18 protein-coding genes, 1 pseudogene and 1 riboswitch are annotated in these 21,748 nt (G+C 70.7%); of the genes and pseudogenes, 10 read left to right on the plus strand and 9 right to left on the minus strand.

Features of this window, described 5'->3' with window-relative positions; translation table 11 throughout:
- Positions 1–123: 123 nt before the first annotated feature.
- On the minus strand, positions 124–438 hold the full coding sequence (locus ACV530_RS26585; protein WP_494335143.1) for a MazG-like family protein: 315 nt from the start codon (positions 436–438) through the stop codon (positions 124–126).
- Between the two features lie 205 nt (positions 439–643).
- Between ACV530_RS26585 and ACV530_RS26590 the strand changes: the two genes are divergently transcribed.
- The gene (locus ACV530_RS26590; protein WP_494335144.1) at positions 644–1,306 is read left to right on the plus strand and encodes a hypothetical protein; all 663 of its coding nucleotides are present in this window, start codon (positions 644–646) and stop codon (positions 1,304–1,306) included.
- A 341-nt stretch (positions 1,307–1,647) separates the two neighbouring features.
- Positions 1,648–2,625, plus strand: coding sequence for a methyltransferase domain-containing protein (locus tag ACV530_RS26595; RefSeq protein WP_494335145.1), 978 nt, complete (start codon positions 1,648–1,650; stop codon positions 2,623–2,625).
- A 45-nt stretch (positions 2,626–2,670) separates the two neighbouring features.
- On the opposite strand, the gene ACV530_RS26600 is transcribed toward ACV530_RS26595, so the two are convergent.
- Positions 2,671–3,093: a winged helix-turn-helix transcriptional regulator gene (locus ACV530_RS26600; RefSeq protein WP_494335146.1), complete on the minus strand. Its 423-nt coding sequence runs from the start codon at positions 3,091–3,093 to the stop codon at positions 2,671–2,673.
- 132 nt (positions 3,094–3,225) lie between these two features.
- On the opposite strand from ACV530_RS26600, the gene ACV530_RS26605 reads away from it, so the two are divergent.
- On the plus strand, positions 3,226–4,146 hold the full coding sequence (locus ACV530_RS26605; RefSeq protein ID WP_494335165.1) for an NADP-dependent oxidoreductase: 921 nt from the start codon (positions 3,226–3,228) through the stop codon (positions 4,144–4,146).
- 19 nt (positions 4,147–4,165) lie between these two features.
- Here ACV530_RS26605 and ACV530_RS26610 read toward each other — a convergent pair whose 3' ends face one another.
- On the minus strand, positions 4,166–5,131 hold the full coding sequence (locus tag ACV530_RS26610) for an alpha/beta hydrolase family protein (RefSeq protein WP_494335147.1): 966 nt from the start codon (positions 5,129–5,131) through the stop codon (positions 4,166–4,168).
- Between the two features lie 167 nt (positions 5,132–5,298).
- Here ACV530_RS26610 and ACV530_RS26615 point away from each other — a divergent pair, with 167 nt between their 5' ends.
- Positions 5,299–5,895, plus strand: coding sequence for a TetR/AcrR family transcriptional regulator (locus tag ACV530_RS26615; protein ID WP_494335148.1), 597 nt, complete (start codon positions 5,299–5,301; stop codon positions 5,893–5,895).
- Between the two features lie 5 nt (positions 5,896–5,900).
- Here ACV530_RS26615 and ACV530_RS26620 read toward each other — a convergent pair whose 3' ends face one another.
- The gene (locus tag ACV530_RS26620) at positions 5,901–7,013 is read right to left on the minus strand and encodes a uroporphyrinogen-III synthase (RefSeq protein WP_494335149.1); all 1,113 of its coding nucleotides are present in this window, start codon (positions 7,011–7,013) and stop codon (positions 5,901–5,903) included.
- Between the two features lie 192 nt (positions 7,014–7,205).
- Between ACV530_RS26620 and ACV530_RS26625 the strand changes: the two genes are divergently transcribed.
- The 5 genes from ACV530_RS26625 to metE all read left to right on the plus strand — a co-directional run bounded on the left by ACV530_RS26625 (position 7,206) and on the right by metE (position 17,402).
- Positions 7,206–9,302 (plus strand): molybdopterin oxidoreductase family protein, encoded by a 2,097-nt coding sequence (locus tag ACV530_RS26625; RefSeq protein ID WP_494335150.1) that lies wholly within the window; start codon positions 7,206–7,208, stop codon positions 9,300–9,302.
- Complete coding sequence (locus ACV530_RS26630; RefSeq protein WP_494335151.1) at positions 9,299–10,468, plus strand: NAD(P)/FAD-dependent oxidoreductase; 1,170 nt, start codon at positions 9,299–9,301, stop codon at positions 10,466–10,468. Before ACV530_RS26625 ends, ACV530_RS26630 begins: the two co-directional genes overlap by 4 nt.
- Positions 10,465–12,987 carry a nitrite reductase large subunit NirB gene (gene nirB, locus ACV530_RS26635; RefSeq protein WP_494335152.1) on the plus strand — a complete coding sequence of 841 codons (2,523 nt, stop codon included), beginning with the start codon at positions 10,465–10,467 and terminating at the stop codon, positions 12,985–12,987. The genes ACV530_RS26630 and nirB overlap by 4 nt, the downstream gene beginning before the upstream one ends.
- The gene (nirD, locus tag ACV530_RS26640) at positions 12,984–14,699 is read left to right on the plus strand and encodes a nitrite reductase small subunit NirD (RefSeq protein ID WP_494335153.1); all 1,716 of its coding nucleotides are present in this window, start codon (positions 12,984–12,986) and stop codon (positions 14,697–14,699) included. The genes nirB and nirD overlap by 4 nt, the downstream gene beginning before the upstream one ends.
- 30 nt (positions 14,700–14,729) lie before the next feature.
- Positions 14,730–14,942: riboswitch (cobalamin riboswitch) on the plus strand.
- Positions 14,943–15,074: 132 nt separating this feature from the next.
- Complete coding sequence (gene metE, locus ACV530_RS26645; RefSeq protein WP_494335154.1) at positions 15,075–17,402, plus strand: 5-methyltetrahydropteroyltriglutamate--homocysteine S-methyltransferase; 2,328 nt, start codon at positions 15,075–15,077, stop codon at positions 17,400–17,402.
- Between the two features lie 33 nt (positions 17,403–17,435).
- Here metE and ACV530_RS26650 read toward each other — a convergent pair whose 3' ends face one another.
- The 5 genes from ACV530_RS26650 to ACV530_RS26670 form a co-directional block, all read right to left on the minus strand.
- Positions 17,436–17,984, minus strand: a complete 549-nt coding sequence (locus ACV530_RS26650; protein WP_494335155.1) for an AidA/PixA family protein — start codon at positions 17,982–17,984, stop codon at positions 17,436–17,438.
- A gap of 81 nt (positions 17,985–18,065) precedes the next feature.
- Positions 18,066–18,623: an inclusion body family protein gene (locus ACV530_RS26655; protein ID WP_494335156.1), complete on the minus strand. Its 558-nt coding sequence runs from the start codon at positions 18,621–18,623 to the stop codon at positions 18,066–18,068.
- A 314-nt stretch (positions 18,624–18,937) separates the two neighbouring features.
- A complete protein-coding gene (locus ACV530_RS26660) occupies positions 18,938–19,132 on the minus strand; it encodes a DUF397 domain-containing protein (protein ID WP_494335157.1) in 195 nt (64 codons plus the stop codon).
- Between the two features lie 20 nt (positions 19,133–19,152).
- Positions 19,153–20,007: a helix-turn-helix domain-containing protein gene (locus ACV530_RS26665; protein WP_494335158.1), complete on the minus strand. Its 855-nt coding sequence runs from the start codon at positions 20,005–20,007 to the stop codon at positions 19,153–19,155.
- 99 nt (positions 20,008–20,106) lie between these two features.
- The gene (locus ACV530_RS26670) at positions 20,107–20,901 is read right to left on the minus strand and encodes a carbon-nitrogen hydrolase family protein (RefSeq protein ID WP_494335159.1); all 795 of its coding nucleotides are present in this window, start codon (positions 20,899–20,901) and stop codon (positions 20,107–20,109) included.
- Between the two features lie 199 nt (positions 20,902–21,100).
- Between ACV530_RS26670 and ACV530_RS26675 the strand changes: the two are divergent.
- Positions 21,101–21,748 (plus strand): annotated as a pseudogene (locus ACV530_RS26675) (RNA-guided endonuclease TnpB family protein); the annotation flags it as partial.

Consider the following 21,748-nt stretch of genomic DNA (forward strand, 5'->3'; position numbering starts at 1 on the left):
CATGAGATCAGCAAGTAGGAGGGACTGGTTGGCTCGCCAAGCACGGCCGGTGGGTGTCGTACTCGGTCGGTATGACTATCACCGATGCCGTCTACAAGCCCGTGTGCATGGATGGTCCGCGTGTCACTGTCCCTCGGGGTCGTGTACCCGGGTGAGAACTCCCCTGTCGTCAGGGACGTAGACGCGCCCGCGATTCTTGGTGATCTTGCGCTCGATCTCGGTTTGCAGGTCGGTGCCGGTCATCTCGGCAAGGGCTGCGAGGTAGAGGAAGACGTCGGCCAGTTCCTCGCCGAAATCGGGGAGGTGCTTGCGCCAGGCGGTGAATACCTCCCCTGCCTCGGCGTTGAGCAGGCCGAACTCCAGTAGGACGTCACTGGTGTTGAACCCTTTTTCGATCTTGTTGTCCCAGGCGAGTTTCTGAGCTGAATGGATGTCCATGAGCCCTCCGGCGCAGTGATACGGACACGGTAGCTGTAAGCCTTGGCCATTGAGGTGTCTGTGCAGGTCAGCGGGGCTGGTTGTGGGTGCGGGAGCGGTCAGCGCGAACGTGATCGTTTGTGGAGACGCCACGTGACGCATGCCGCACAAGCCGTCCCGAGGCTCGGTAGCGTGTGCGCAAAGATCGAGGAGGGGGTCCGGCGCGATGACGGACGATTTGGCATGGATCGGCGAGCACTGGTACAGCGGTGCGATCGTCAAGGATGGGATGCTCTCGGACATCTGCCTCACGGCGGTGCGGGGCGTGGACCCGGTGGACTTCGTGGTCCGCCTCGGTGCTGACCGTCGCATGGCCGAACGGCCCGTACTGTTCAAGGACTTCGACAGGCGGAGCGTGGACCTGGGCGACAGCGTGGCGATGTTCGGCCGCAGCGGTGAGTGGGCGTACGTCCTGGAGGTCGAGCGGTCAACCTGGCATCTCATCTTCCTCGACCGGCTGGGCCAGGACACCTTGATGGGGCAGGGCGACGAACTTGTCTGCCTGGATCGCTTCCTGCACGAGCACCCGTGGGTGCGCTACGTCGACGCCGTCGGGGAAGTGTGTTCCGTCGAGCCCGGTGACGGACTGCTGGAGACCCCGGGCTCCCCCGAGGACCGGCTCGGGACGTTCGCCGCGCTGGATGCGGCCATGCGCCAGGCGGGCGCGGTGCGGGACACTTTCCCCGGCTGCGAGGACCCCGAGGATGAGGACGAGGAGTTGGCGAGGCGGCTGTTCGGGGCGGTGGGCGAGCATCTGGGGCTGTTGCTGCCGCGTCGGAAGATCGAGCAGGGGTTGCTGCCCGCGGTGCACCTGCCCTCGCCGCTGTGAACCGGTAGCAGCGGGGGCGCCGCGCCCTCTCGGTACGTCGCCCCGATGGGCGCCCACCTCGTGGCTCGAGCGTTTTCGTCGAGCACGCAACGGGCCTCCCAAGCACTGCTTCCATCTGCGACTACCTGGAAGGGCGCGACGTATGACCGCCAACGCAGCCGACGAGCAACAGCACCGAGAAGCACGTATCCGCCTTTACGAGCAGATGTACAGAGGCGGCGTGCTGCTGCCCCAGCAACTGTCCGGCGCGTTCCTGAACGTACCCCGGCACTCCTTCGTCCCGGCCTTCTACCGCCGAATCGCAGAAGGGTTCGTACCGTGGCGCGCCACGGTACGAAGGCATGAACGCGTGGCTTGCGGCTGTGTACCAGGACGAATCGCTGATCACCGAACTGGACGGCACACATGTCGAGGACGCGCCGGATGAGTGGGTGTCAGGGGTACCCACCAGTTCGAGCACGATGCCGAGCCTGATGGCCGACATGCTCGATGCGCTGACTGTGGAGCCGGAAAACAACGTCTTGGAGATCGGCACAGGATCGGGCTACAACGCCGCTCTGCTCTGCCACTTGGTGGGCGAGGGGAACGTGACAACCGTCGACGTCAACGCCCGCTTGATCGATCTCGCTCGACACCGTTTGAAGGCTGTCGGCTACCGTCCGGTTGTTGCATGCGCAGACGGGCGACGGGGATATGGCGAGAGGGCTCCGTATGACCGGCTTATCGCCACGGGGTCCGTGCAGAGTATCCCTTCTGCCTGGCTTGAACAGTGCGCACTCAATGCGGTCTTGGTGGTTCCGCTGAAGGGAGCTCTCGCGGGCGGCATGATGGCCCGTCTCCAGAAGACCGGCGATGGGACCGCCGCCGGTCACATCCTCCACAGCCCGGCTGCATTCATGCCTCTTCGAGGGCAACATCCACCGGTGCACCCCTCGCAGGCTGAAGCGGGGGAGGATCGGGCGACGCCGGTTCCAGGGCACGTGATCGACGACTGGTCGTTCTCGTTCTTCGTCCAACTCCACCTGCCCGCAACAGTGGTCCGTGATTACACCGCACATGATGTGGTGCGTCTGTACGACACCGAGAATGGATCGGAAGCCCGCGTCACGAAGCCACGGGATGGCGAGCCGATTGTGACGGTGAGCGGCCCAGGGGACTTGTGGGCGTTGGTGGAGCAGGCGCATGCCGATTGGGTCGCTCTGCACAGGCCACGGCGAGAGTGGTTCACCATTCACGTCACGTCTGATAGGCAATGGCTGGCCTTCCGCACAGCGGATGATACGGAACTGACGTGGCCCCTGCCGGCGGCTGTCGGCTAAAGGAACTGGGCCTTCAGGGTTCGGAACGTGATGTCGTGAGAGCCCTCAGTCGCCGGCGGGTCGCATCGGCTCCGCCTCGGCCGCTGCCCGCCGGTCATAGGTTCGGCGGGCAGCGAGTACCTCGCCTTGGTGTTCCTCGGACCAGTCCTGGATCGCCGTCAGCAGGCCGGTGAGGCTGTGACCGAGCTCGGTGAGTTCGTATACGACTTTCGGCGGGATCGTGGGGTAGACGGTGCGGGTGACCAGGCCGTCGCGCTCCATGGTCCGCAGTGCCTGTGTGAGCATCTTTTGCGTGACGCCGTCCAGGCGGCGGCGCAGTGCGTTGAAGCGCAGCGGCCCCTGCTGGAGGGCGCCGACCGTGAGCAGGGCCCATTTGCTGGTGAGCAGCGAGAGTACGGGGCGGGACGGGCAGGTCTGGAAGTAGGCGTCGGCGCCACCGTATTGCCGCAGGTCGTTGCAGGTATCCATAGGGAACCTGGGTATCAGGAGGGTGCCTTCTTCTCAAGTGTCACCGTGTGGCGCAGGCTGGTTGTGCGCCGCGCGGCGACCGTGAGAGATCAGCAAGACGATCAGTAAGAGGGGTACGTCATGGGTGTGCGTATGCGCGCCGTCAGTCAGCTTGCCTTCGGTGGTCCCGAGGAGCTGCGTGTGGCGGAGGTGGAGCGTCCGGAGCCGGTGGCCACCGAGGTGCTGGTGCGGGTCGAAGCGGCCGGCGTGAATCCGGTGGACGCGAAGTTCCGGGCAGGCGTGGTCCCTTGGGGGACGCTGCCGTTCATCCCCGGCTGGGATGTCTCGGGGGTGGTCGAGGCGGTCGCGCCCGGCGTCACCCGCTTCGTGCCGGGTGACGAGGTGTACGGACTGGTGCACTTCCCGTGGCGCGGCGGCGGCTACGCCGAGTACGTCACCGCTCCGCCCCGCCACCTGGCCCACAAGCCCGCCGCCCTCACGCACGTCGAGGCCGCGGCGCTGCCGATGGCGGCGCTCACCGCCTGGCAGGGATTGGTGGACACAGCACGGGTGTTGGGCGGGCAGCGGGTGCTGATTCTCGGGGCGGCCGGCGGGACGGGCCACCTGGCCGTACAGGTCGCCAAGGCGCTCGGGGCGTACGTCATCGGCACCGCGCGGGCGGAGAAACACGCGTTCGTGCGTGGCTTCGGCGCGGACGAGGTCATCGACTACACCACGACCGATGTCGGCGCGGCGGTACGGGACGTCGACGTGCTCTTCGACTTGGTCCCGGGTGACGACGCGACGCGGGCGGTGGAGGTGCTGCGGCCCGGCGGGATCCTGGTGAGCGCCACCCGTGCGGCGGCCGTGCCGGGCCTGGCCGAGCGGGGGGTGCGCTTCGCCGGCCTCGGCGTCGAGCCTGACTACGCCTCACTGGAGAAGCTCAACGCGCTCATCGAGCAGGGGCGGCTGCGGGTACACGTTCAACGCAGTATGCCGCTGACGGAGGTGGCCGAGGCGCACCGCCTGATCGAGAGCGGGCGAGTGAAGGGAAAGATCGTCCTCGTTCCCTAGGGCGGGGCCTGCGTGGGGCTTACTTGGATTCGACTCGTCCTACCGGGTCGGGGCCGGTCGTCAGTTCCTCGCACGCCGTCTGCCAGGTGGGGGCGCCGGGGTGAAGCCGGGTGTGGAGGTAGGCCGCGGTGAGCCGGGCGAGGGCGGCGACTCGCTCGGGGTTCTCGTCCGTGGTCTCGGCGGCGTCGTATCCGGCGATCCCGCCAAGTCCGTGTTCCGCGTCGAACAGGGTGAGCAGGGTCTTGGGGCCGGGGGCGAGGGTGTAGGGGTCGGCGTGCCAGTCGGGCCCCATGTCTGTGAAGTGCCGGGAGTCGTCCTTGTCGCCGGCGACGACCAGTGCTGGTGCGGTCATGGTGGAGAAGTCGACGGCTCCGATGATCGGCCACTGCTCGGCCATGGGCCCGTTGAGGACTTCGCCGCCCCTGCCGGGCGCGGCGAGCAGTACGCCCGCCTTGATCCGGGGCTCGACGAGGTGGACCACGTTCCCGGTGTCGGGGTCGTTGAGCCCGGCGCCCAGCAGGAGGGCGGCGGTGAAGCCGCCGAGCGAGTGTCCGGCGAGGGCGGCCTTGGTGGGGTCGATTCGTCCCGAGAGCTGGGGCACGGTGCGCTCGATCACGTCGAGCCGGTCGAGGATGTGGGTCATGTCCTCGGCGCGGGAGCGCCAGAAGTCGGGTGCGCCGGGTGCGTCGGCGACCAGGTGGCTCAGTGTGCGGGAGGTGAGGTGGGTGGGCTGGACGACGGCGAATCCGTGGGCGGCCCAGAAGTCGGCGAGCGGCGCGTAGCCGTTGAGCGAGGAGAGGTTGTTCGAGGGGCCGTGACCGTGGGAGAGGAGGATGACGGGGAGGTCGGTTCCGGTCGCGGGTGCGGAGACGCGCACCTGGAGGTCCACGGGACGTCCGGGTACGGAGAGCACTACGGGGCTGAAGGACAGGACCGGGACGGGATTGCCCAAGGCGTCGGCGCTGGTGGCAGTGGATGTGCTCACGATGTGGATTCCCTTCGGTGGCACCTGCCGTCCGCTGGTCTGCTGCGACCGGCGAAGGGCAAGGCGGTCAGGAGCGGCGCGCTTCGGCTAACCTGAAACGGATCGCCGCTCCATTTAGTATTCGGAGCAGTGTTCCGTTTTGTCAATCGGTCTGGAAGGACTACGTGATGGCCGCCGAGAGCCCCGCAGGGGAGTCACCGTCCCGAGGCAAGCGGGCCGACGCCCAGCGCAACCGGCAGACGGTGCTCGCTGCCGCCGCCGAGGTGTTCGTCTCCTCCGGCGTCGACGCGCCGATCCGCCAGATCGCGGCCCGGGCGGGTGTCGGGATGGCCACGATCTACCGCCACTTCCCGACCCGGGCGGATCTCGTCACCGCCGTCTACCAGCACCAGATCGAGGAATGCGCCGAGGTCGGCCCGAACCTGCTGGCCGCGGCCGACTCCCCGTTCGACGCGCTGCGCCAGTGGATCGACCTCTTCGTCGACTTCCTGGTCACCAAGCACGGACTCGCCGACGCCCTGCAGTCCGACAGCGACCGCTTCGCCGCGCTGCACGCCTACTTCCTCGACCGCCTGCTGCCCGTCTGCGCCCAACTGCTCGACGCCGCGGTCGAGTCCGGCGACATCAGGCCCGGCACGCAGCCGTACGAGCTGATGCGCGGCATCGGCAACCTCTGTATCGGACGCGACAACGACCCCCGCTACGACCCCCGACGCCTGATCGCTCTCCTCCTCCAGGGACTCCAGCGACCTCACGCGTCCTGATGCCGCTACGTGCCCGCCAGCCGGTAGCCCCGCTTCGGGACCGTGCGGACGATGCCCGCGTGGGGGCCCAGCGCCTTGCGGAGGCGGGCTATGGAGACGTCCACCGCGTGGTCGTCGGCGCGGCTGTCCGGCCAGGCGCGGCGCAGGAGTTCGCCGCGGCTGACGACGTGGCCGGGGCGTTCGGCCAGGACGCGCAGGACCGCGGCCTGCAGCGGGGGCAGCCATATCTGTCGGTCTGCGTGCAGTAAGGCGTTGCCCTGCAGGACCACGCGGTCGGGGGCGGGGCTCAGTTCCCAGCGGCCCAGCCGGGGGAGCACGTCGCCGAGCGTCCGGACGAGTGCGCCGAGGCGGCCCCGTTGGGGAAGGTGGACCGGCACCCCGGCGTCCCGTAGGGGCTGGGCGCACAACGGGCCGACGCAGAAGGCCGGTACGGGGCCGTGCAGGGCCGCGAGGAGACGCTCGCGGTGACCGGCCGCGGCGGCCGCTTCCAGCAGAGCCACGGCGGCCGGCGCACTGGTGAAGGTGAGGGCGTGGATCTCCGCGCGTACGGCCGACTCCACGAGTCGGCGCACCGGTTCGGGATCCGGCGGAGGCCCCCACCGGTACACCGCGAGTTCGATGACCTCCGCACCCCGCTCGCGCAGCGCGGCGGCGAACTGGTCGAGCGGTGCGCCGTGTTCCTGGACGGCCACCCGCCTGCCGCGCAGGTCGCGGGCCAGCAGCCAGGAGAGCAGCTCCTCGCAGGACTCGCCCTCGGGCGAGAACGCCTCCTCGAGGCCGCTCGCGCGCACCGCCCCGGTCGCCTTCGGCCCACGGCTCGTGACCGTGGCCCCGCGGCAGGCCCGTACGAGCGCATCGGCCATGCCCCAGCCCTCGGCGGCGCTCATCCAGCCGCGCCAGCCCACGCCCGTCGTGGCGACGACGTAGTCCGGCGGCGCGGCCAGACAGCGCTCGGTCGCCCGGCGCAGCGCGGTGTCATCGCCGAGCGGCACGATGCGCAGGGAGGGTGCCTCGACGACACGGGCGCCCCGACGGGTGAGCAGCGCCACCAGCTCCTCGCGGCGGCGCGCCGCCGTCACCCCGATCGTGAATCCCGTGAGGGGCCCTTCCGTACTCATGAACCGCAGGGTCCCTCGTGCTTGTTACCGGCGCGTTGCGCCCTTGTGATCCCCAGGTCAGCAGCGACGGCCGCCTGTTAACGGCAGATGCACCGCACATCACGGGGCCACGGGCCGGACGTGACGGGTTCGTACCGTGGAAGCAACAACGCGGATGCGGCCGTGTAACAGGGCAGGCCGACGCTCATAGCCATGACGACCGACACCCACTGCCCGTACTGCGCACTTCAGTGCGGCATGCGGCTGCGCCCCGCGGCCCCCGGTGCCGCGCCCGGAGCGCCGCCCGCGGAGGTCGCCGAACGGCCCGGATTCCCCGTCAACGAGGGCGCGTTGTGCGGCAAGGGCCGCACCGCGGCCGCCGTCCTGGCGCATGCCGCGCGGCTGACCGCGCCCCTGGTGCGCGACCCGAGCACGGGTGAGTTGTGCGAGGCGTCGTGGGGGGAGGCCCTGGATGCTGTGGCGGAGGGGCTCGCCGGGGCAGCCGGACGGTACGGCAGGGAGGGCGTCGGCGTCCTCGGCGGGGGCGGGCTCACCAACGAGAAGGCCTATCTGCTCGGCAAGTTCGCCCGTATTGTGTTGGGTACGCCGTTCATCGACTACAACGGGCGGTTTTGTATGTCATCGGCCGCCGCCGCCAACCGTGCCGCCTTCGGCATCGACCGCGGGCTGCCGTTCCCGCTCGAGGACATCGCCACGACGGAGTGCGTCCTGCTGGTCGGCGCCAACCCGGCGGAGACCATGCCGCCCGCGCTGCGCTACTTCACCAGGATGCGGGCGAACGGCGGGCAGTTGATCGTCATCGATCCGCGGCGCACCCGTACGGCCGAGCAGGCCGATCTGCATCTGCGCCCGGCCCCGGGCACCGATGCGGCGCTCGCCCTCGGGCTGCTGCACCTGGTGATCGCCGACGGGCTGCTGGACGAGAAGTTCATCGCCGCCCGCACCACCGGCTTCGATCAGGCCCGGGCGGCGGCCATGGCCCACTGGCCGGAACGGGCCGAGGAGATCACGGGCGTTCCGGTGGAGCAGATGCGGGAAGCCGCCCACCGGTTCGCCCGCGCCGGCTCCGGCATGGTCCTCACCGCGCGGGGGAGTGAGCAGCACAGCAAGGGCACCGATACCGTCCGTGCCTGGATCGATCTCTGCCTGGCCACCGGCAAGTCCGGGCGTCCGGGCAGCGGTTACGGCTGTCTGACCGGCCAGGGCAACGGCCAGGGCGGGCGCGAGCACGGGCAGAAGTCCGACCAGCTCCCCGGCTACCGCTCGCTCGCCGACCCCGAGGCCCGCGCCCATGTCGCCGCGGTCTGGGGCGTCGACCCCGAAACGCTGCCGGGGCCCGGGGTCTCCGCGTACGAGCTGCTCGACCGGGCGGGCACCCCCGACGGGGTACGGGCCCTGCTGGTCATGGGCACCAACCCGGTCGTCTCCGCACCGCGCGCCGCCCATGTCACCGACCGGCTGCGGGCGTTGGACTTCCTCGCCGTCACCGACGTCGTGCGCTCCGAGACCGCCGAGCTGGCCGACGTCGTACTGCCCGTCGCCCAGTGGGCCGAGGAGACCGGCACCCTCACCAACCTCGAGGGCCGCGTCATCCTCCGCCAGGCCGCCCTCGCCCCGCCGCCCGGTGTCCGTACCGACCTGTACGTTCTCCATCAACTCGCCGCCCGGCTCGGGGCGGAACGCGGCTTCCCCGACGACCCCGAGGCCGTCTTCGGTGAACTGCGGCGCGCCTCGGCGGGCGGGCCCGCCGACTACGCGGGCATCGACTACGACCGCATCCGGGCCGAGGACGGTGTCTTCTGGCCCTGCCCCAGTTCTCAACACCCCGGTACTCCGCGGCTTTTCCTCGACCGCTTCGCCACCCCCGACGGCCGGGCCCGCTTCGGCGGGGTGCACCACCGGCCGCCGGCCGAGGAGACCGACGCCGACTACCCGCTGCACCTCACCACGGGCCGGGTCACCGCCCAGTACCAGAGCGGCGCCCAGACCCGGCGGGTCGCCGAGCTCAACGCCGCCGCCCCGGGGCCGTTCGTCGAGCTGCACCCGCGCCTCGCCGAGCGGCTCGGCATCACGGACGGGGACCCGGTGGCGGTCACCAGCCGGCGCGGCCGGGCCCTCGCCCCCGCCAGGGTCACCCCCGGCATCCGTCCCGACACCGTCTTCATGCCCTTCCACTGGGACGGCGAGGGCCGGGCCAACACCCTGACCAACCCCGCCCTGGACCCCGTCTCGAAGATGCCGGAGTTCAAGGTCTGCGCCGTAAAGGTGGAAAGGGTCGAGAAGGCATGAGTACCGCCCGGCGCATCGCCGTCGTCGGTGCCGGGATGGCGGCGGCCCGCTTCGGGCGGCAGCTGCTCGACCAGGCACCGTACGGCAGCGTGGAGTTGACGCTGTACGGCGACGAGCCCCACGCCCCGTACAACCGCACCCTGCTCGCCGAGGTCCTCGTCGGACGGTACGACGCCGGCGCCATCGGGCTGCCGTACGGGACCGGCGCCGTGCTCCGCACCGGCGCGGGGGTCGCCGCCATCGACCCGGCCGCGCGGACCATCCGCCTCGCCGACGGCACCACGTCCCCCTACGACGAGCTGGTCCTCGCCACCGGCGCGGAGCCGGAGCAACCGCCCGAGGGCGCCCACGCGTTGCGCACCCTCGACGACTGCCGCCGGATCGCCGGCCGGGCCCGTACCGCCGGGCGGGCCCTGGTGATCGGCGGGGGAGTGCTCGGCGTCGGCGTCGCCCGGGCGCTCACCGCCCTGGGGCTGCACACCGAGATCGCCCACGCCGGGCCCTGGCTGCTGGAGCGGCACCTCGACGAGGAGTCGGCACGGATGCTGCACCGGCACCTCGCCGCCCTGGGCGTCGTCACCCACCTCACCGTCCAGCCCACCGACATCAAGCGCTGGTCGGACGCCGATCTGGTCGTCGCCGCCTGCGGGGTACGGCCCCGTACGGCCCTGGCCCGTGCCGCCGGGCTCCGGGTGCGCCGGGGCATCGTGGTCGACGACCGCCTCGCCACCTCCGCACCGCACGTGTACGCGATCGGCGACTGCGCCGAACACCGCGGAACCGTCCACGGCCAGGCCGGACCGGCGTGGGCGCAGGCCGACGTGCTCGCCGCCCGCCTGTCGGGGGCCGGCCCGGGTGCCCTCTGCACCGGCACCCGGGCCGTGACCCGCCTGACGGCGGGGGAGCTGAGCCTGGCCGCCTTCGGTGATCCCCGCACGGACGGTGCCGCCGACCGCGACGTGGTGGTCGTCACCGACACCACCCGGGGCACCTCGAAGCGGCTCGTCCTCGACGGCGACCTGCTCGTGGGCGCCGTCCTCCTCGGCGACCTCACCGCCCTCGGCGACCTCACCGCCCTCGGCGATCTCGTCCGCACCTGGCGCCGCGAAGAACCCCTGCCCGCCGACCCGTTGAGCCTGCTCATTCCTGAAGGAGCCCGTACATGACGGAGAAACGCCTGGTCCTCGTCGGGCACGGCATGGTCGGCCAGCGCTTCCTCGAGGCCCTCCACGACCGGCCGGCCCCCTACGCGGTGACCGTGCTCGCCGCCGAACCCCGGCCCGCGTACGACCGGGTCCGGCTCACCTCCGCCTTCACCGGCACCTCCGCCGAGGAACTCTCCATGTGCCCGGCCTCCTTCCTCGAGGAGCACGCCATCGACCTGCGCCTCGGCGACCCCGCCGTGGCCGTCGACCGCACCGAGCGCGTCGTCACCACCGCCTCCGGCGACCGGGTCCCGTACGACGTGCTCGTCCTCGCCACCGGCTCGTACCCCTTCGTCCCGCCCGTGCCCGGACACGACGCCCCCGGCTGCCACGTCTACCGGACCATCGAGGACGTCGACGCCATCCGCGAACACGCCGCCGGGGCCAAGACCGGTGCCGTCGTCGGAGGAGGACTGCTCGGGCTCGAGGCGGCGGGGGCGCTGCGCGCCATGGGGCTGGAGACCCATGTGGTGGAATTCGCGCCCCGGTTGATGGCCCTGCAGATCGACGACGCCGGAGGCGCCCTGCTGCGCCGCAAGATCGAGGACCTGGGCGTCGCGGTGCACACCGGGGCCGGGGCCGAACGGATCGAGACCGGCGCGGACGGCACCGTGCAGGCCATGGCGCTCTCGGACGGCACCGTGCTCACCACCGGCCTCGTCGTCTTCTCGGCGGGCGTACGGCCCGAGGACCGGCTCGCCCGCGCGTGCGGCCTGCCCGTCGGCGACCGCGGCGGCATCGTCGTCGACACCGCCTGCCGCACCGCCGACCCGCACATCTGGGCCATCGGCGAATGCGCCCGCGCCGCCGACGGCAAGGTCTACGGCCTCGTCGCCCCCGGCTACGCCATGGCCGAGACCGCCGCCCGGCAACTGCACGAGCAGAGCGGCGAGTTCACCGGCGGCGACACCTCCACCAAGCTCAAGCTCCTCGGCGTGGACGTGGCCAGCTTCGGCGACGCCCACGGCGCCACGGAGGGCGCGCTCGACGTCACGTACGCCAACAGCCGCGCCGGCGTCTACAAGAAGCTGGTCATCGGCGCGGACGGCGCCCTCCTCGGCGGCGTCCTCGTCGGCGACACCGACGCGTACGCCACCCTGCGCCCGCTCGTCGGTACGGGAACCCCGCTGTCCGTTCCGGCGGAACAGCTGCTGCTGCCCGCCCCCGCTGGCGGAGGCGCCGCCCCGCTCACGGACGATGCCGTGGTCTGCTCCTGCCACAACGTCGACAAGGGCACCATCCGGGCGGCCGTCACCGACAAGGGGTGCGCCTCCGTCGCCGCAGTGAAGAAGTGCACCAAGGCCGGTACGGGCTGCGGCAGTTGCGAGAAGCTGCTCGGGACGATCGTGACCGAGGAGCTCGCCGCCACGGGCGTCGAGACCGCCCGGGGGCTGTGCGAGCACTTCACCCACACCCGCGCCGAGCTCTACGAGATCATCCGGGTCAAGGGGATCAGCAGTTTCGGCCGCCTCCTCGCCGAACACGGCACCGGGGACGGCTGCGCGGTCTGCAAGCCCGCCGTCGCCTCCATCCTCGCCCAGCTCGGTGACACCCCCTACATCCTCGACGGCGAACAGGCCGCGCTCCAGGACACCAACGACCACTTCCTCGCCAACCTCCAGCGCAACGGCTCCTATTCGGTCGTGCCGCGCATCCCCGGCGGCGAGATCACCCCGGCCGGGCTCATCACCATCGGGGAGATCGCCAAGGACTACGGCCTCTACACCAAGATCACCGGCGGGCAGCGCATCGACCTGTTCGGCGCCACCGTCGACCAGCTCCCCGCCATCTGGCGCCGCCTGGTCGACGCCGGGTTCGAGTCCGGCCACGCCTACGGCAAGGCCCTGCGCACCGTGAAGTCCTGCGTCGGGCAGACCTGGTGCCGCTACGGCGTCCAGGACTCCGTCGCCCTCGCCATCGAACTCGAGCTGCGCTACCGGGGACTGCGCTCCCCGCACAAGATCAAGGCGGCCGTCTCCGGCTGCGCCCGCGAGTGCGCCGAGGCACAGAGCAAGGACTTCGGCGTCATCGCCACCGCCGAGGGCTGGAACCTCTACGTCGGCGGCAACGGCGGCATGACCCCCCGCCACGCCGACCTGCTGCTCAAGGACGCCGACCACGCCACCCTCATCCGCACGGTCGACCGCTTCCTGATGTTCTACATCCGCACCGCCGACCGCCTCGAGCGCACCGCCCGCTGGCTGGAACGCCTCGAGGGCGGCCTCGACCACCTGCGCGCCGTCGTCGTCGACGACGCGCTCGGCATCGCCGGCGAACTCGACGAACTGATGGCACGCCATACCGCCGACTACCAGGACGAGTGGGCCGCCACCCTCGCCGACCCCGAACGGCTGCGCCGCTTCGTCTCCTTCGTCAACGCCCCGGGCACGCCGGACCCCTCCGTGCGCTTCCTGCCCGAGCGCGGCCAGATCCGCCCGGCCGTCCCCGCCGGCCCGAACACCGAGGTGCGTGCGTCATGACCGACACCGTCCAGCCCGCCGGGCGTACCGCGCAGCCGCCGCCGGACGCCCTCGTCGAGATCGGCCACGGCTCCGAGTGGACCGCCGTCTGCCGCTACGGCGACCTCACCCCCGGCCGGGGCGTCACCGCGCTCGTCGGCGGGGAGCAGGTCGCCCTCTTCCGGCACACCACCGGCGACCTCTACGCCCTCGCCAACCAGGACCCGTTCAGCGACGCCTGCGTCATCTCCCGCGGCCTCACCGGCAGTCGGGACGGCGCCCCGACCGTGACGTCGCCCATGTACAAGCAGACCTACGACCTGCGCACCGGTGCCTGTCTCGACGAGGACACCGCACCCGACGGCTCCCCGGCCGCCCTGCGCACCTGGACCGTACGCACCAGCGGCCCCCCGGTTCCCGTGCGGGGCACCGTGCCCGAATGGCGGCCCGAGGACCCCGAGTTCTGGGAGCGCACCGGCGCCCGCACCGCCCGGCGCAACCTGGTGCTGTCCGTCCTCACCGAGCACATCGGCTTCTCGGTGTGGAGCATGTGGTCGGTGCTCGTCCTTTTCCTGGGCCCGCAGTACGGCATCGACCCCGCGGGGAAGTTCACGCTCACCGCCGTGCCCACCGCCGTCGGCGCGGTCCTGCGGCTGCCCTACACCCATGCGGTGGCCCGCTTCGGCGGACGGAACTGGACCGTCATCAGCGGCCTGCTCCTGCTGCTGCCCACCGTGTTCCTGGCCGTCGTGCTGCGGCCCGGCGTCTCGTACACCACGCTGCTGGTCACCGCCGCCGTGGCCGGGGTCGGCGGAGGCAACTTCGCCTCGTCCATGGCCAACATCAACGCCTTCTACCCGCAGCGCCTCAAGGGCCGGGCGCTGGGCATCAACGCGGGCGGCGGCAACCTCGGCGTGCCGGCGGTCCAGCTCGTCGGCCTCCTCGTCCTCGCCACCGCGGGTGCGGGCCACCCCCGGCTGCTGCCGCTGTGCTACATCCCGCTGATCGCGCTCACCGTCGTCGCCGCGGCGCGGTGGATGGACAACCTGCCGGTCCGCCACCGGCATCCGGCCCTGCGCGAGATCACCCGCGACGGCCACACCTGGCTGCTCTCGGTGCTCTACCTCGGCACGTTCGGCTCGTTCATCGGCTTCGGCTTCGCCTTCGGGCAGGTCCTCCAGGTGCAGTTCCAGGACCAGTTCGACACCCCGGTCAAGGCCGCCTACCTCACCTTCCTCGGCCCGCTGCTCGGCTCGCTCTCCCGCCCGCTGGGCGGCGCGTGGGCCGACCGGCACGGCGGTGCCCGGGTGACCGTCGCCGTCTTCGGGGCCATGGCGGTCTCCGCCGCGCTGATCCTCGTCGCCGCCCAACAGGGCCTGGTCGCCGTCTTCTTCGCGGGCTTCGTCGCGCTGTTCGTCCTCAGCGGCATCGGCAACGGCTCCGTCTACCGCATGATCCCCGCCCTCCACCACGCCAAGGCGCTGGCCGCGGCCCAGGCGGGCACGGACCCGGCCGCGGCACATGCCGCGGCCGAGCGGCGGGCCGCCGCCCTGATCGGCCTCGCGGGCGCCGTCGGCGCCCTCGGCGGCCTGCTGGTCAACATCGCCTTCCGCCAGTCCTTCCTCGCCACCGGCAACGGCGAAGCGGCGTACGTCGCCTTCCTCGCCTTCTATGCCGTCTGCGCCCTCCTCACCCTGGCCGTCCGCCGCGGCTCCGGTGTGTCCGGCAGGTGAACAGGGCTGTTCCGCGCACCGGTCAGCACCTAGGCTGACCGGTGCAGCTGGTTCGCCCTGCCCGCCAGGCAGGCGCGTCGCAAGAGGGAATCCGGTGGGAATCCGGAACTGCCCCGCAGCGGTGAGCGGGAACGACCGCCGTCATGAGCACTGGGCCCGTAGGGACCGGGAAGCGACGGTCAGTAGGTGTGCGCCATGCACGCGCCCGCGAGTCCGAAGACCTGCCGCTGCCCGTGCGCGACCAGTGCGCACGGAAGGTCCGGTGACCTCGAGGGCGGGTCGGCGCGCGCAGCACCGCGGTGTGCGGTGTCAGCCGTACCCTTCGCGCCCCCGGTCGTCCCCGGGCCTCCTGGGCAACTCGCGAAGGAGAGTTCCATGACCCGCAAGACCGCGGCCGCGGCAGCACGGGCCACCGTGTACGGCTATCCCCGTCAGGGCCCCGACCGGGAACTGAAGAAGGCCGTCGAGGGCTACTGGAAGGGCCGGGCGGACGCCGACGGGCTGCGGCGGACCGCCGCCCGACTGCGGGCCGCCACCTGGCGCGGCCTCGCCGCCACCGGGATCCACGAGGTCCCGACCGGCGACTTCTCGTACTACGACCACGTCCTCGACACCAGCGTCATGGTCGGCGCCATCCCCGCCCGCCACCGGGCCGCCGTCGAAGCGGACGCCCTGGACGGCTACTTCGCGATGGCGCGCGGGACCAAGGACGCGGCGCCGCTCGAAATGACCAAGTGGTTCGACACCAACTACCACTACCTCGTGCCGGAACTGGGCCCCGGCACCGTCTTCGCCGCCGACTCCCGCAAGCAGGTCGGGGAGCTGAAGGAGGCCCTCGCCCTAGGTCTCACCGGACGCCCCGTGCTCGTCGGCCCGGTCACCTACCTCCTGCTCGCCAAGCCCGCCCCCGAAGTGGCGCCCGGCTTCGACCCGTTGACCCTGCTGGACCGGCTGCTGCCCGTCTACGCCGAGGTGCTCGCCGACCTGCGGGCCGCCGGCGCCACGTGGGTGCAGCTCGACGAGCCCGCCCTCGTCCAGGACCGCACCCCGGCCGAACTGAACGCCGCAGCCCGCGCCTACCGTGAACTCGGCGCCCTCACCGACCGCCCTCAGCTCCTGGTCGCCTCCTACTTCGACCGGCTCGGCGAGGCACTGCCCGTCCTGGCCAAGGCCCCCGTCGACGGGCTCGCCCTCGACTTCACCGGCCGCGCCGCCGCCAACCTCGACGACCTCGCCGCCGCCGGCGGCCTGCCCGGCAAGCGGCTCGTCGCCGGAGTCGTGGACGGCCGCAACGTATGGATCAACGACCTCACCGCGTCGCTGACTACCCTCGCCACCCTCCTCGGCCTCGCCGACCGGGTCGACGTCGCCGCCTCCTGCTCGCTCCTGCACGTCCCGCTCGACGTCACCGCCGAACGCGACATCGACCCACAGGTCTCCCGCTGGCTCGCCTTCGCCCGGCAGAAGACCGCCGAGATCGCCGTGCTCGCCCGCGGCCTGACCGAGGGCACCGACGCCATCGCCGCCGAACTCGCCGCCAACCGGGCCGGCCTGGCCTCCCGGGCGGGCTCGGCCCTCACCCACGACCCGGCGGTACGTGCCCGTACCGCCGCCGTCACCGCCGCCGACGCCCGGCGCGACCGGCCGTACGCCGAGCGGGCAGCCGCCCAGCGCGAACGCCTGGGCCTGCCCCTGCTGCCCGTGACCACCATCGGCTCCTTCCCGCAGACCACCGAACTGCGCACCGCCCGCGCCGACTTGCACGCAGGCCGCATCGACACCGCGGCCTACGAGCGGCGGATCGAGGCCGAGATCCGCGATGTCGTCGCCTATCAGGAGAAGGCGGGCATCGACGTCCTCGTCCACGGCGAACCCGAACGCAACGACATGGTCCAGTACTTCGCCGAGCAGCTGACCGGCTACCTCGCCACCCGGCACGGCTGGGTCCAGTCCTACGGAACCCGCTACGTCCGCCCGCCGGTCCTCGCGGGCGACGTCTCCCGCCCCGGGCCGATGACCGTGCGCTGGACGTCCTACGCCCAGTCGCTCACCGGCCGCCCCGTCAAGGGCATGCTGACCGGTCCCGTCACCATGCTCGCCTGGTCCTTCGTCCGCGACGACCAGCCGCGCGCCGAGACCGCGCGCCAGGTCGCGCTGGCCCTGCGCGACGAGGTGACCGACCTCGAGGCCTCCGGCACCGCCGTGATCCAGGTCGACGAACCCGCGCTCCGCGAGACGCTGCCGCTGCGCGCCGCCGACCGCCCCGGGTATCTCGCCTGGGCCACCGAGGCGTTCCGGCTGGCCACTTGCGGCGTACGCCCGGACACCCAGATCCACACCCACATGTGCTACGCGGAGTTCGGCGACATCCTCCGGGCCATCGACGACCTCGACGCCGACGTCATCAGCCTGGAGGCCGCCCGCTCCCATATGCAGGTCGCCGGTGAACTCGCCGGCGTCGGCTACCCCCGCGAGGTCGGCCCCGGCGTCTACGACATCCACTCCCCGCGCGTCCCGGCCACGGCCGAGGCCGTGGCCCTGCTGCGCAGGGGACTTGAGGCCATCCCCGCCGAGCGGCTGTGGGTCAACCCCGACTGCGGCCTGAAGACCCGGGCCTGGCCCGAGGTCCGTGCGTCCCTGGAACACCTGGTGGCAGCGGCCCGCGAGATCCGCGACGGCCTGCCGCCCCGGACGGCCGGCTGACACCGTGCGCCCCGGCCTCCGGGCCGGGGCACATCAGATGCCGTGCTTCGCAATGGTGATTCTCGGGTGCCACTGGTAGAAGCCGATGCGGTCCTTGCCGCTGATGACCTGGAAGCGGAACTCGTAGCCGGCCTGGCCCTGTGCTTCTATGACGCTGTACCAGAAATAGCCCTTGATGACCGAGGTTGTATAGGACGTCTCGCTCTCCTGGGGAGCCGGGGAGGGCACGAGGGCGTCGTCGACCAATCTCCTCGGCGGCGATATGAGCTCCTCGCCGCTCTTCGGCGTGAACCGGTACAGCATGGCGCTGTATTCGTCGCTGAACGACAATGTCTCCGCACGCCACCTTATGATGTCGAGAGGGCGTGCCTTGAGACTCAGATCGACGCCGGGAAATCCGGTGAACCTGTTCTGGCGATTCATCATGTAGATGAGGCTGCTGCTGACCCGTGTCGGATCGTCGGGGTCGCCGGAGGTCGGGTAGTTCTTGACGATGGTGTGGGTGTCGAACGTGACCAGCACGTCGATGATTTGTGCGTTCTTCGGGGCTGCCATTGCTTCGGAGGCTATTTCCGCTGTCATGGCTCCCTCTCCTTTGCCGCAAGGGTGGGATGACGGCAGAGCCACTCGGCCGACGGGCTGCCGAGTGGCTCTGCCGCTATTTCACTGACCGCGCTTCACGATGGTGATCGTCGGGTCCCACTTGTAGAAGCCGACCCGTTTCCCGTCTCCGTCGATGAGCTGGAAGTAGAAGTCGTACCTGACCGTGCCAGGTGACAGAGCGATCGTGAACCAGTGGTGGTTCTTAATGTCTTGTACCTCGAAGTCGTACTCCACCCCGTCCCTCTTGGGGTAGGGGACGACAACCTCGGCGACCAGGGCGCTCGGGGTGGATATGAGATCTACCCCGCTGTGGTGCTTGAACCGGTACAGCAGGGCGCTGTATTCGGTGTTGAGCGACAGCGTCGTCTCGCGCCACCTGATGACGTCGAGGGGGTTGGCCTTGAGGTTCAGCTCGGCGCCGGGGTAACCGATGATCCGGTCCTGACGTGTTGTCATGTAGATGAGGCTGGTGCTGATCCCGGTCGGCCTGTCGGGGTCTTGGGAGGGCTGCTTGTAGCGCTCGACGATGGTGTAGGCGTCGAACGTGACCAGCACGTCGAGGATTTGCGAGTTCAGCGGGGCGGGGAATACCTCGCGCACTTCTTCTTCCGTCGTCACGATCCCTCTCCTTCGCTGCGCTTGCTTTTGCCGAATTTCGCACTCGCTGTTCGATTGCGGGTCACACACTCGCACCGAATGGGTGCGCTGACAAGCGCGGCATTGAGGGGGTGTATGCGTTTCCGGACAGGAATAGTCCAAGCTGTCCCGAGGCGGCGCAGCCCGAAAGGCTCACCGGTCGGGCAACGCGGAGGACGCAAGGGAAAGCCCGTGTCACATCGGTGACTTGGGTGACGTCCCGAGAGCGGCGTGTGATGTCCGTGGGGCTGGGGCAGGCGAGGGGTGCCGTCCCCGCGACGGAATCGAGAGCGGCCTCACCTGACGGGAAGTGCGCCGTTCTTGATGCGGGTCATCAACAGGCGCAGCCCGGAACGGGTGACGGACACGAACACGTCGGGGGCGTCGCTCTCGAAGACGTGGACGATGTCGGCATGAGGGACTGCCGCCAGATGGAGACAAGCGGTCCCCGCGTCGCTGTAGGACGATTTCTGCCCATCGGGCACAGTCACGTCCGGTCCTCTCGGAGGGCTCAAATCGCTTGAGCGATACGGTGGATGAGGTCACGCGACGGTTCCGGACCGAGGGCGGCCCTCTGCATCCGGTCGAGCTTCAGGCGGTACATCTCCAGCTGTGCGGGCGCGTCGATCAGCGCGCACTGGTGGGCGACGTCGGCGATCACGGTGTCCAGCTGGGGGACGGGGCCGCTGCAGTAGTCGACCCCCATGCCGGTGCTGGCGAACGCCGTACGGAACGGGAGCACCACGAGGGTGATGCTCTGCATCGCGCTCATGACGAGGAGATGTTCCAGCTGCGCCCTGGCCACCTTGGGGCCGCCGAACTGCATGTGCAGGACGGCCTCGTGGATGATCGCGGTGTACGGAGGAGGGTCGTCGCGGAAGAGGATCGCCTGCCGCTTGATCCGGTGCGAGACCCGCTGTTCGATCTCGTGCGGCAGCAGCGGCGGGACGGCCTCGCTGAAGATCGCGCGTGCCTGGTCGGCCGTCTGCAACAGGCCGGGAACATTGGCCACTTGGGTGACGCGGAGCGAGACCGCGTCGTGCTCGATCTCGGCGAGGTCGATCAGGCCGGTGGGCAGATGGTCCCGGTACCCCTCCCACCAGCCGGGCCTGCGCTCGTCCGTCGCCATCGCGGCGAGGGCGTCGATCAGTGCGGTACTGGAACAGTCGTAGGCGCGGGCCAGCGCCCACACCCGGTCGGTGCCGACCCTCAGACGGCCGGCCTCGATGCCGTACACACGTGACCCGGTGATGCCGAGCCGGGCCCCCGCCTGTGCCGCGGACAGGTCCGCACGCTCCCGCAGTCTTCTCAGCTCCGTGCCGAGGCGTCGGCGCCGGACAGTGGGCAGCGGCGTGCTCGGTGGCATCGTGCTCCTCTTGCGTTGCACACAGAGAGACTTCCTGGCCACCGTAATAGCGTTCCGACACCGTACGCACAACGTCGAACTGACGGACGGGGATTCACCTCAGGCGGTGTAGAGCTCCGGCCGGCGGTCGCGCAGATACGGCGTGGTCCTGCGGGCCCGGGCGAGGACCGCAGGGGCGACCTCGCCGACGAGCAGCCGGTCGCCGTCGCCCGCGTCCGGGCCCAGGCTCTCCACCCGGCCGTCGGGCGCGGCGATCGTGGTGTGCCCGCAGAAGGACAGACCCCCGTACTCACCGGCCCAGTTGGCGTAGGCGATGAACAGCTGGCTCTCGAACGCCCGCGCAGGGACGATGGTGCGCGCGACGAAGTCCCACGGTTGCATCAGACCGGTGGGCACCAGCAGCAGCTCCGTGCCGGAGACGCCGTGGGCCCGCACGGCCTCGGGGAACTCGACGTCGTAGCAGATCAACAGGCCGACGGTGAGGCCGCCGAGACGGGCCTGCACCACGCCGTCCGCACCGGGGGAGAACAGCGTCTGCTCGGCACGGCCGTAGAGGTGCGCCTTGCGGTACACCGCCAGGGTGCCGCCGTCCGCGCCCACGAGCCGGGCCGAGTTGTAGACGTCCTCGCCGTCCCGCTCGGGCCAGCCGTGCACCATCGCGATGCCGGCCTCCCGGGCGATGGCGGAGATCGCCTCGCACTGCGGCCCGTCGACCGGGCCGCCGGCCTCCCGCAGGCCCGCGGCCCGCAGCGGGTAACCGCCCAGCGACATCTCGGGGGTGACGAGCAGCTCGGCGCCCGCCTCGGCGGCCTCGCGGGCCGCCTCCCGCAGCCGCTGGAGGGTCTGCGGAACGCCCGGCCTCCCGCACCGGGCCTGCAGGCAAGCGATCTTCACCTGGCTTCTCCCAGGAAGTCCGGGGCTTCAGTCCTGGGAGGAATGGGTCCTTGGCGCGGAGCCGCGAAGCGGTGGAGTTCTCTTCGCATATGCCGGTGCATCAACTTGATTCCTCAAGTCCGGTCCTACTAGCGTATGTTGCGTGAAGATTGTTGCGCAGGTGAAGCTGACGCCTGTGTCCGCGTATGACGCGGACGCGTTGGCGGCGACCCTGCGTGCCTGCAACCGGGCTGCGAACGCGGCCTCCGAGGTGGCGTTCGAGAAGGACCTGAAGCGCCGGAACGTGTTGCAGGGTGCCGTGTATCACCGGATCAAGGCTGATTTCGACCTCGGCGCGCAGGCGGCTGTCCGCACCGTGAAGAAGGTGTGCGACGCCTATGCGGCGTTGAAGGGGAACATCAAGGCCGGGAACCTCGGCCTGGAGGGCTCCAGGCGGCGTGTGCGAGCGGAGTCCAGGCCGATCGTGTTCCGAGAAGGTGCGGCGCAGCCGTACGACGACCGTATTCTGACCTGGAACCTGGATGCCCGGACCGTGTCCATCTGGACGGTTGCCGGGCGTCTCAAGCACGTCCCGTTCGTCTGCTCCCCCGGGGCAGTGGAACTGCTGCGTTCGCGCAAGGGGGAGTCGGACCTGGTGATGCGTGACGGGATGTTCTTCCTGATCGCCACCATCGACCTGCCCGAGCCGCAGTTGTCCGAGCCTGAGGGGTTCCTCGGGGCGGATCTCGGGGTCGTCAACATCGCCACCACATCCGACGGTGAGATTCTCGCCGGGCGCCGCCTGAACCGGTACCGGCGGCGCCACCGTGAGCTTCGGCGGAAGTTGCAGAAGAAGCGCACCAAGTCC

It is taken from the genome of Streptomyces sp. SX-6, assembly GCF_059089585.1.

Excerpts from the sequence above, each read along its gene's own strand:
- ACV530_RS26665 (WP_494335158.1), bottom strand. The coding sequence starts at position 20,007 with ATGCCACCGAGCACGCCGCTGCCCACTGTCCGGCGCCGACGCCTCGGC.
- nirB (WP_494335152.1), top strand. The coding sequence starts at position 10,465 with ATGACGGAGAAACGCCTGGTCCTCGTCGGGCACGGCATGGTCGGCCAG.
- ACV530_RS26620 (WP_494335149.1), bottom strand. The coding sequence starts at position 7,013 with ATGAGTACGGAAGGGCCCCTCACGGGATTCACGATCGGGGTGACGGCG.
- ACV530_RS26605 (WP_494335165.1), top strand. The coding sequence starts at position 3,226 with ATGCGCGCCGTCAGTCAGCTTGCCTTCGGTGGTCCCGAGGAGCTGCGT.
- metE (WP_494335154.1), top strand. The coding sequence starts at position 15,075 with ATGACCCGCAAGACCGCGGCCGCGGCAGCACGGGCCACCGTGTACGGC.
- ACV530_RS26585 (WP_494335143.1), bottom strand. The coding sequence starts at position 438 with ATGGACATCCATTCAGCTCAGAAACTCGCCTGGGACAACAAGATCGAA.
- ACV530_RS26600 (WP_494335146.1), bottom strand. The coding sequence starts at position 3,093 with ATGGATACCTGCAACGACCTGCGGCAATACGGTGGCGCCGACGCCTAC.
- ACV530_RS26615 (WP_494335148.1), top strand. The coding sequence starts at position 5,299 with ATGGCCGCCGAGAGCCCCGCAGGGGAGTCACCGTCCCGAGGCAAGCGG.
- nirD (WP_494335153.1), top strand. The coding sequence starts at position 12,984 with ATGACCGACACCGTCCAGCCCGCCGGGCGTACCGCGCAGCCGCCGCCG.
- ACV530_RS26650 (WP_494335155.1), bottom strand. The coding sequence starts at position 17,984 with ATGACAGCGGAAATAGCCTCCGAAGCAATGGCAGCCCCGAAGAACGCA.
- ACV530_RS26630 (WP_494335151.1), top strand. The coding sequence starts at position 9,299 with ATGAGTACCGCCCGGCGCATCGCCGTCGTCGGTGCCGGGATGGCGGCG.
- ACV530_RS26595 (WP_494335145.1), top strand. The coding sequence starts at position 1,648 with ATGAACGCGTGGCTTGCGGCTGTGTACCAGGACGAATCGCTGATCACC.
- ACV530_RS26590 (WP_494335144.1), top strand. The coding sequence starts at position 644 with ATGACGGACGATTTGGCATGGATCGGCGAGCACTGGTACAGCGGTGCG.
- ACV530_RS26625 (WP_494335150.1), top strand. The coding sequence starts at position 7,206 with ATGACGACCGACACCCACTGCCCGTACTGCGCACTTCAGTGCGGCATG.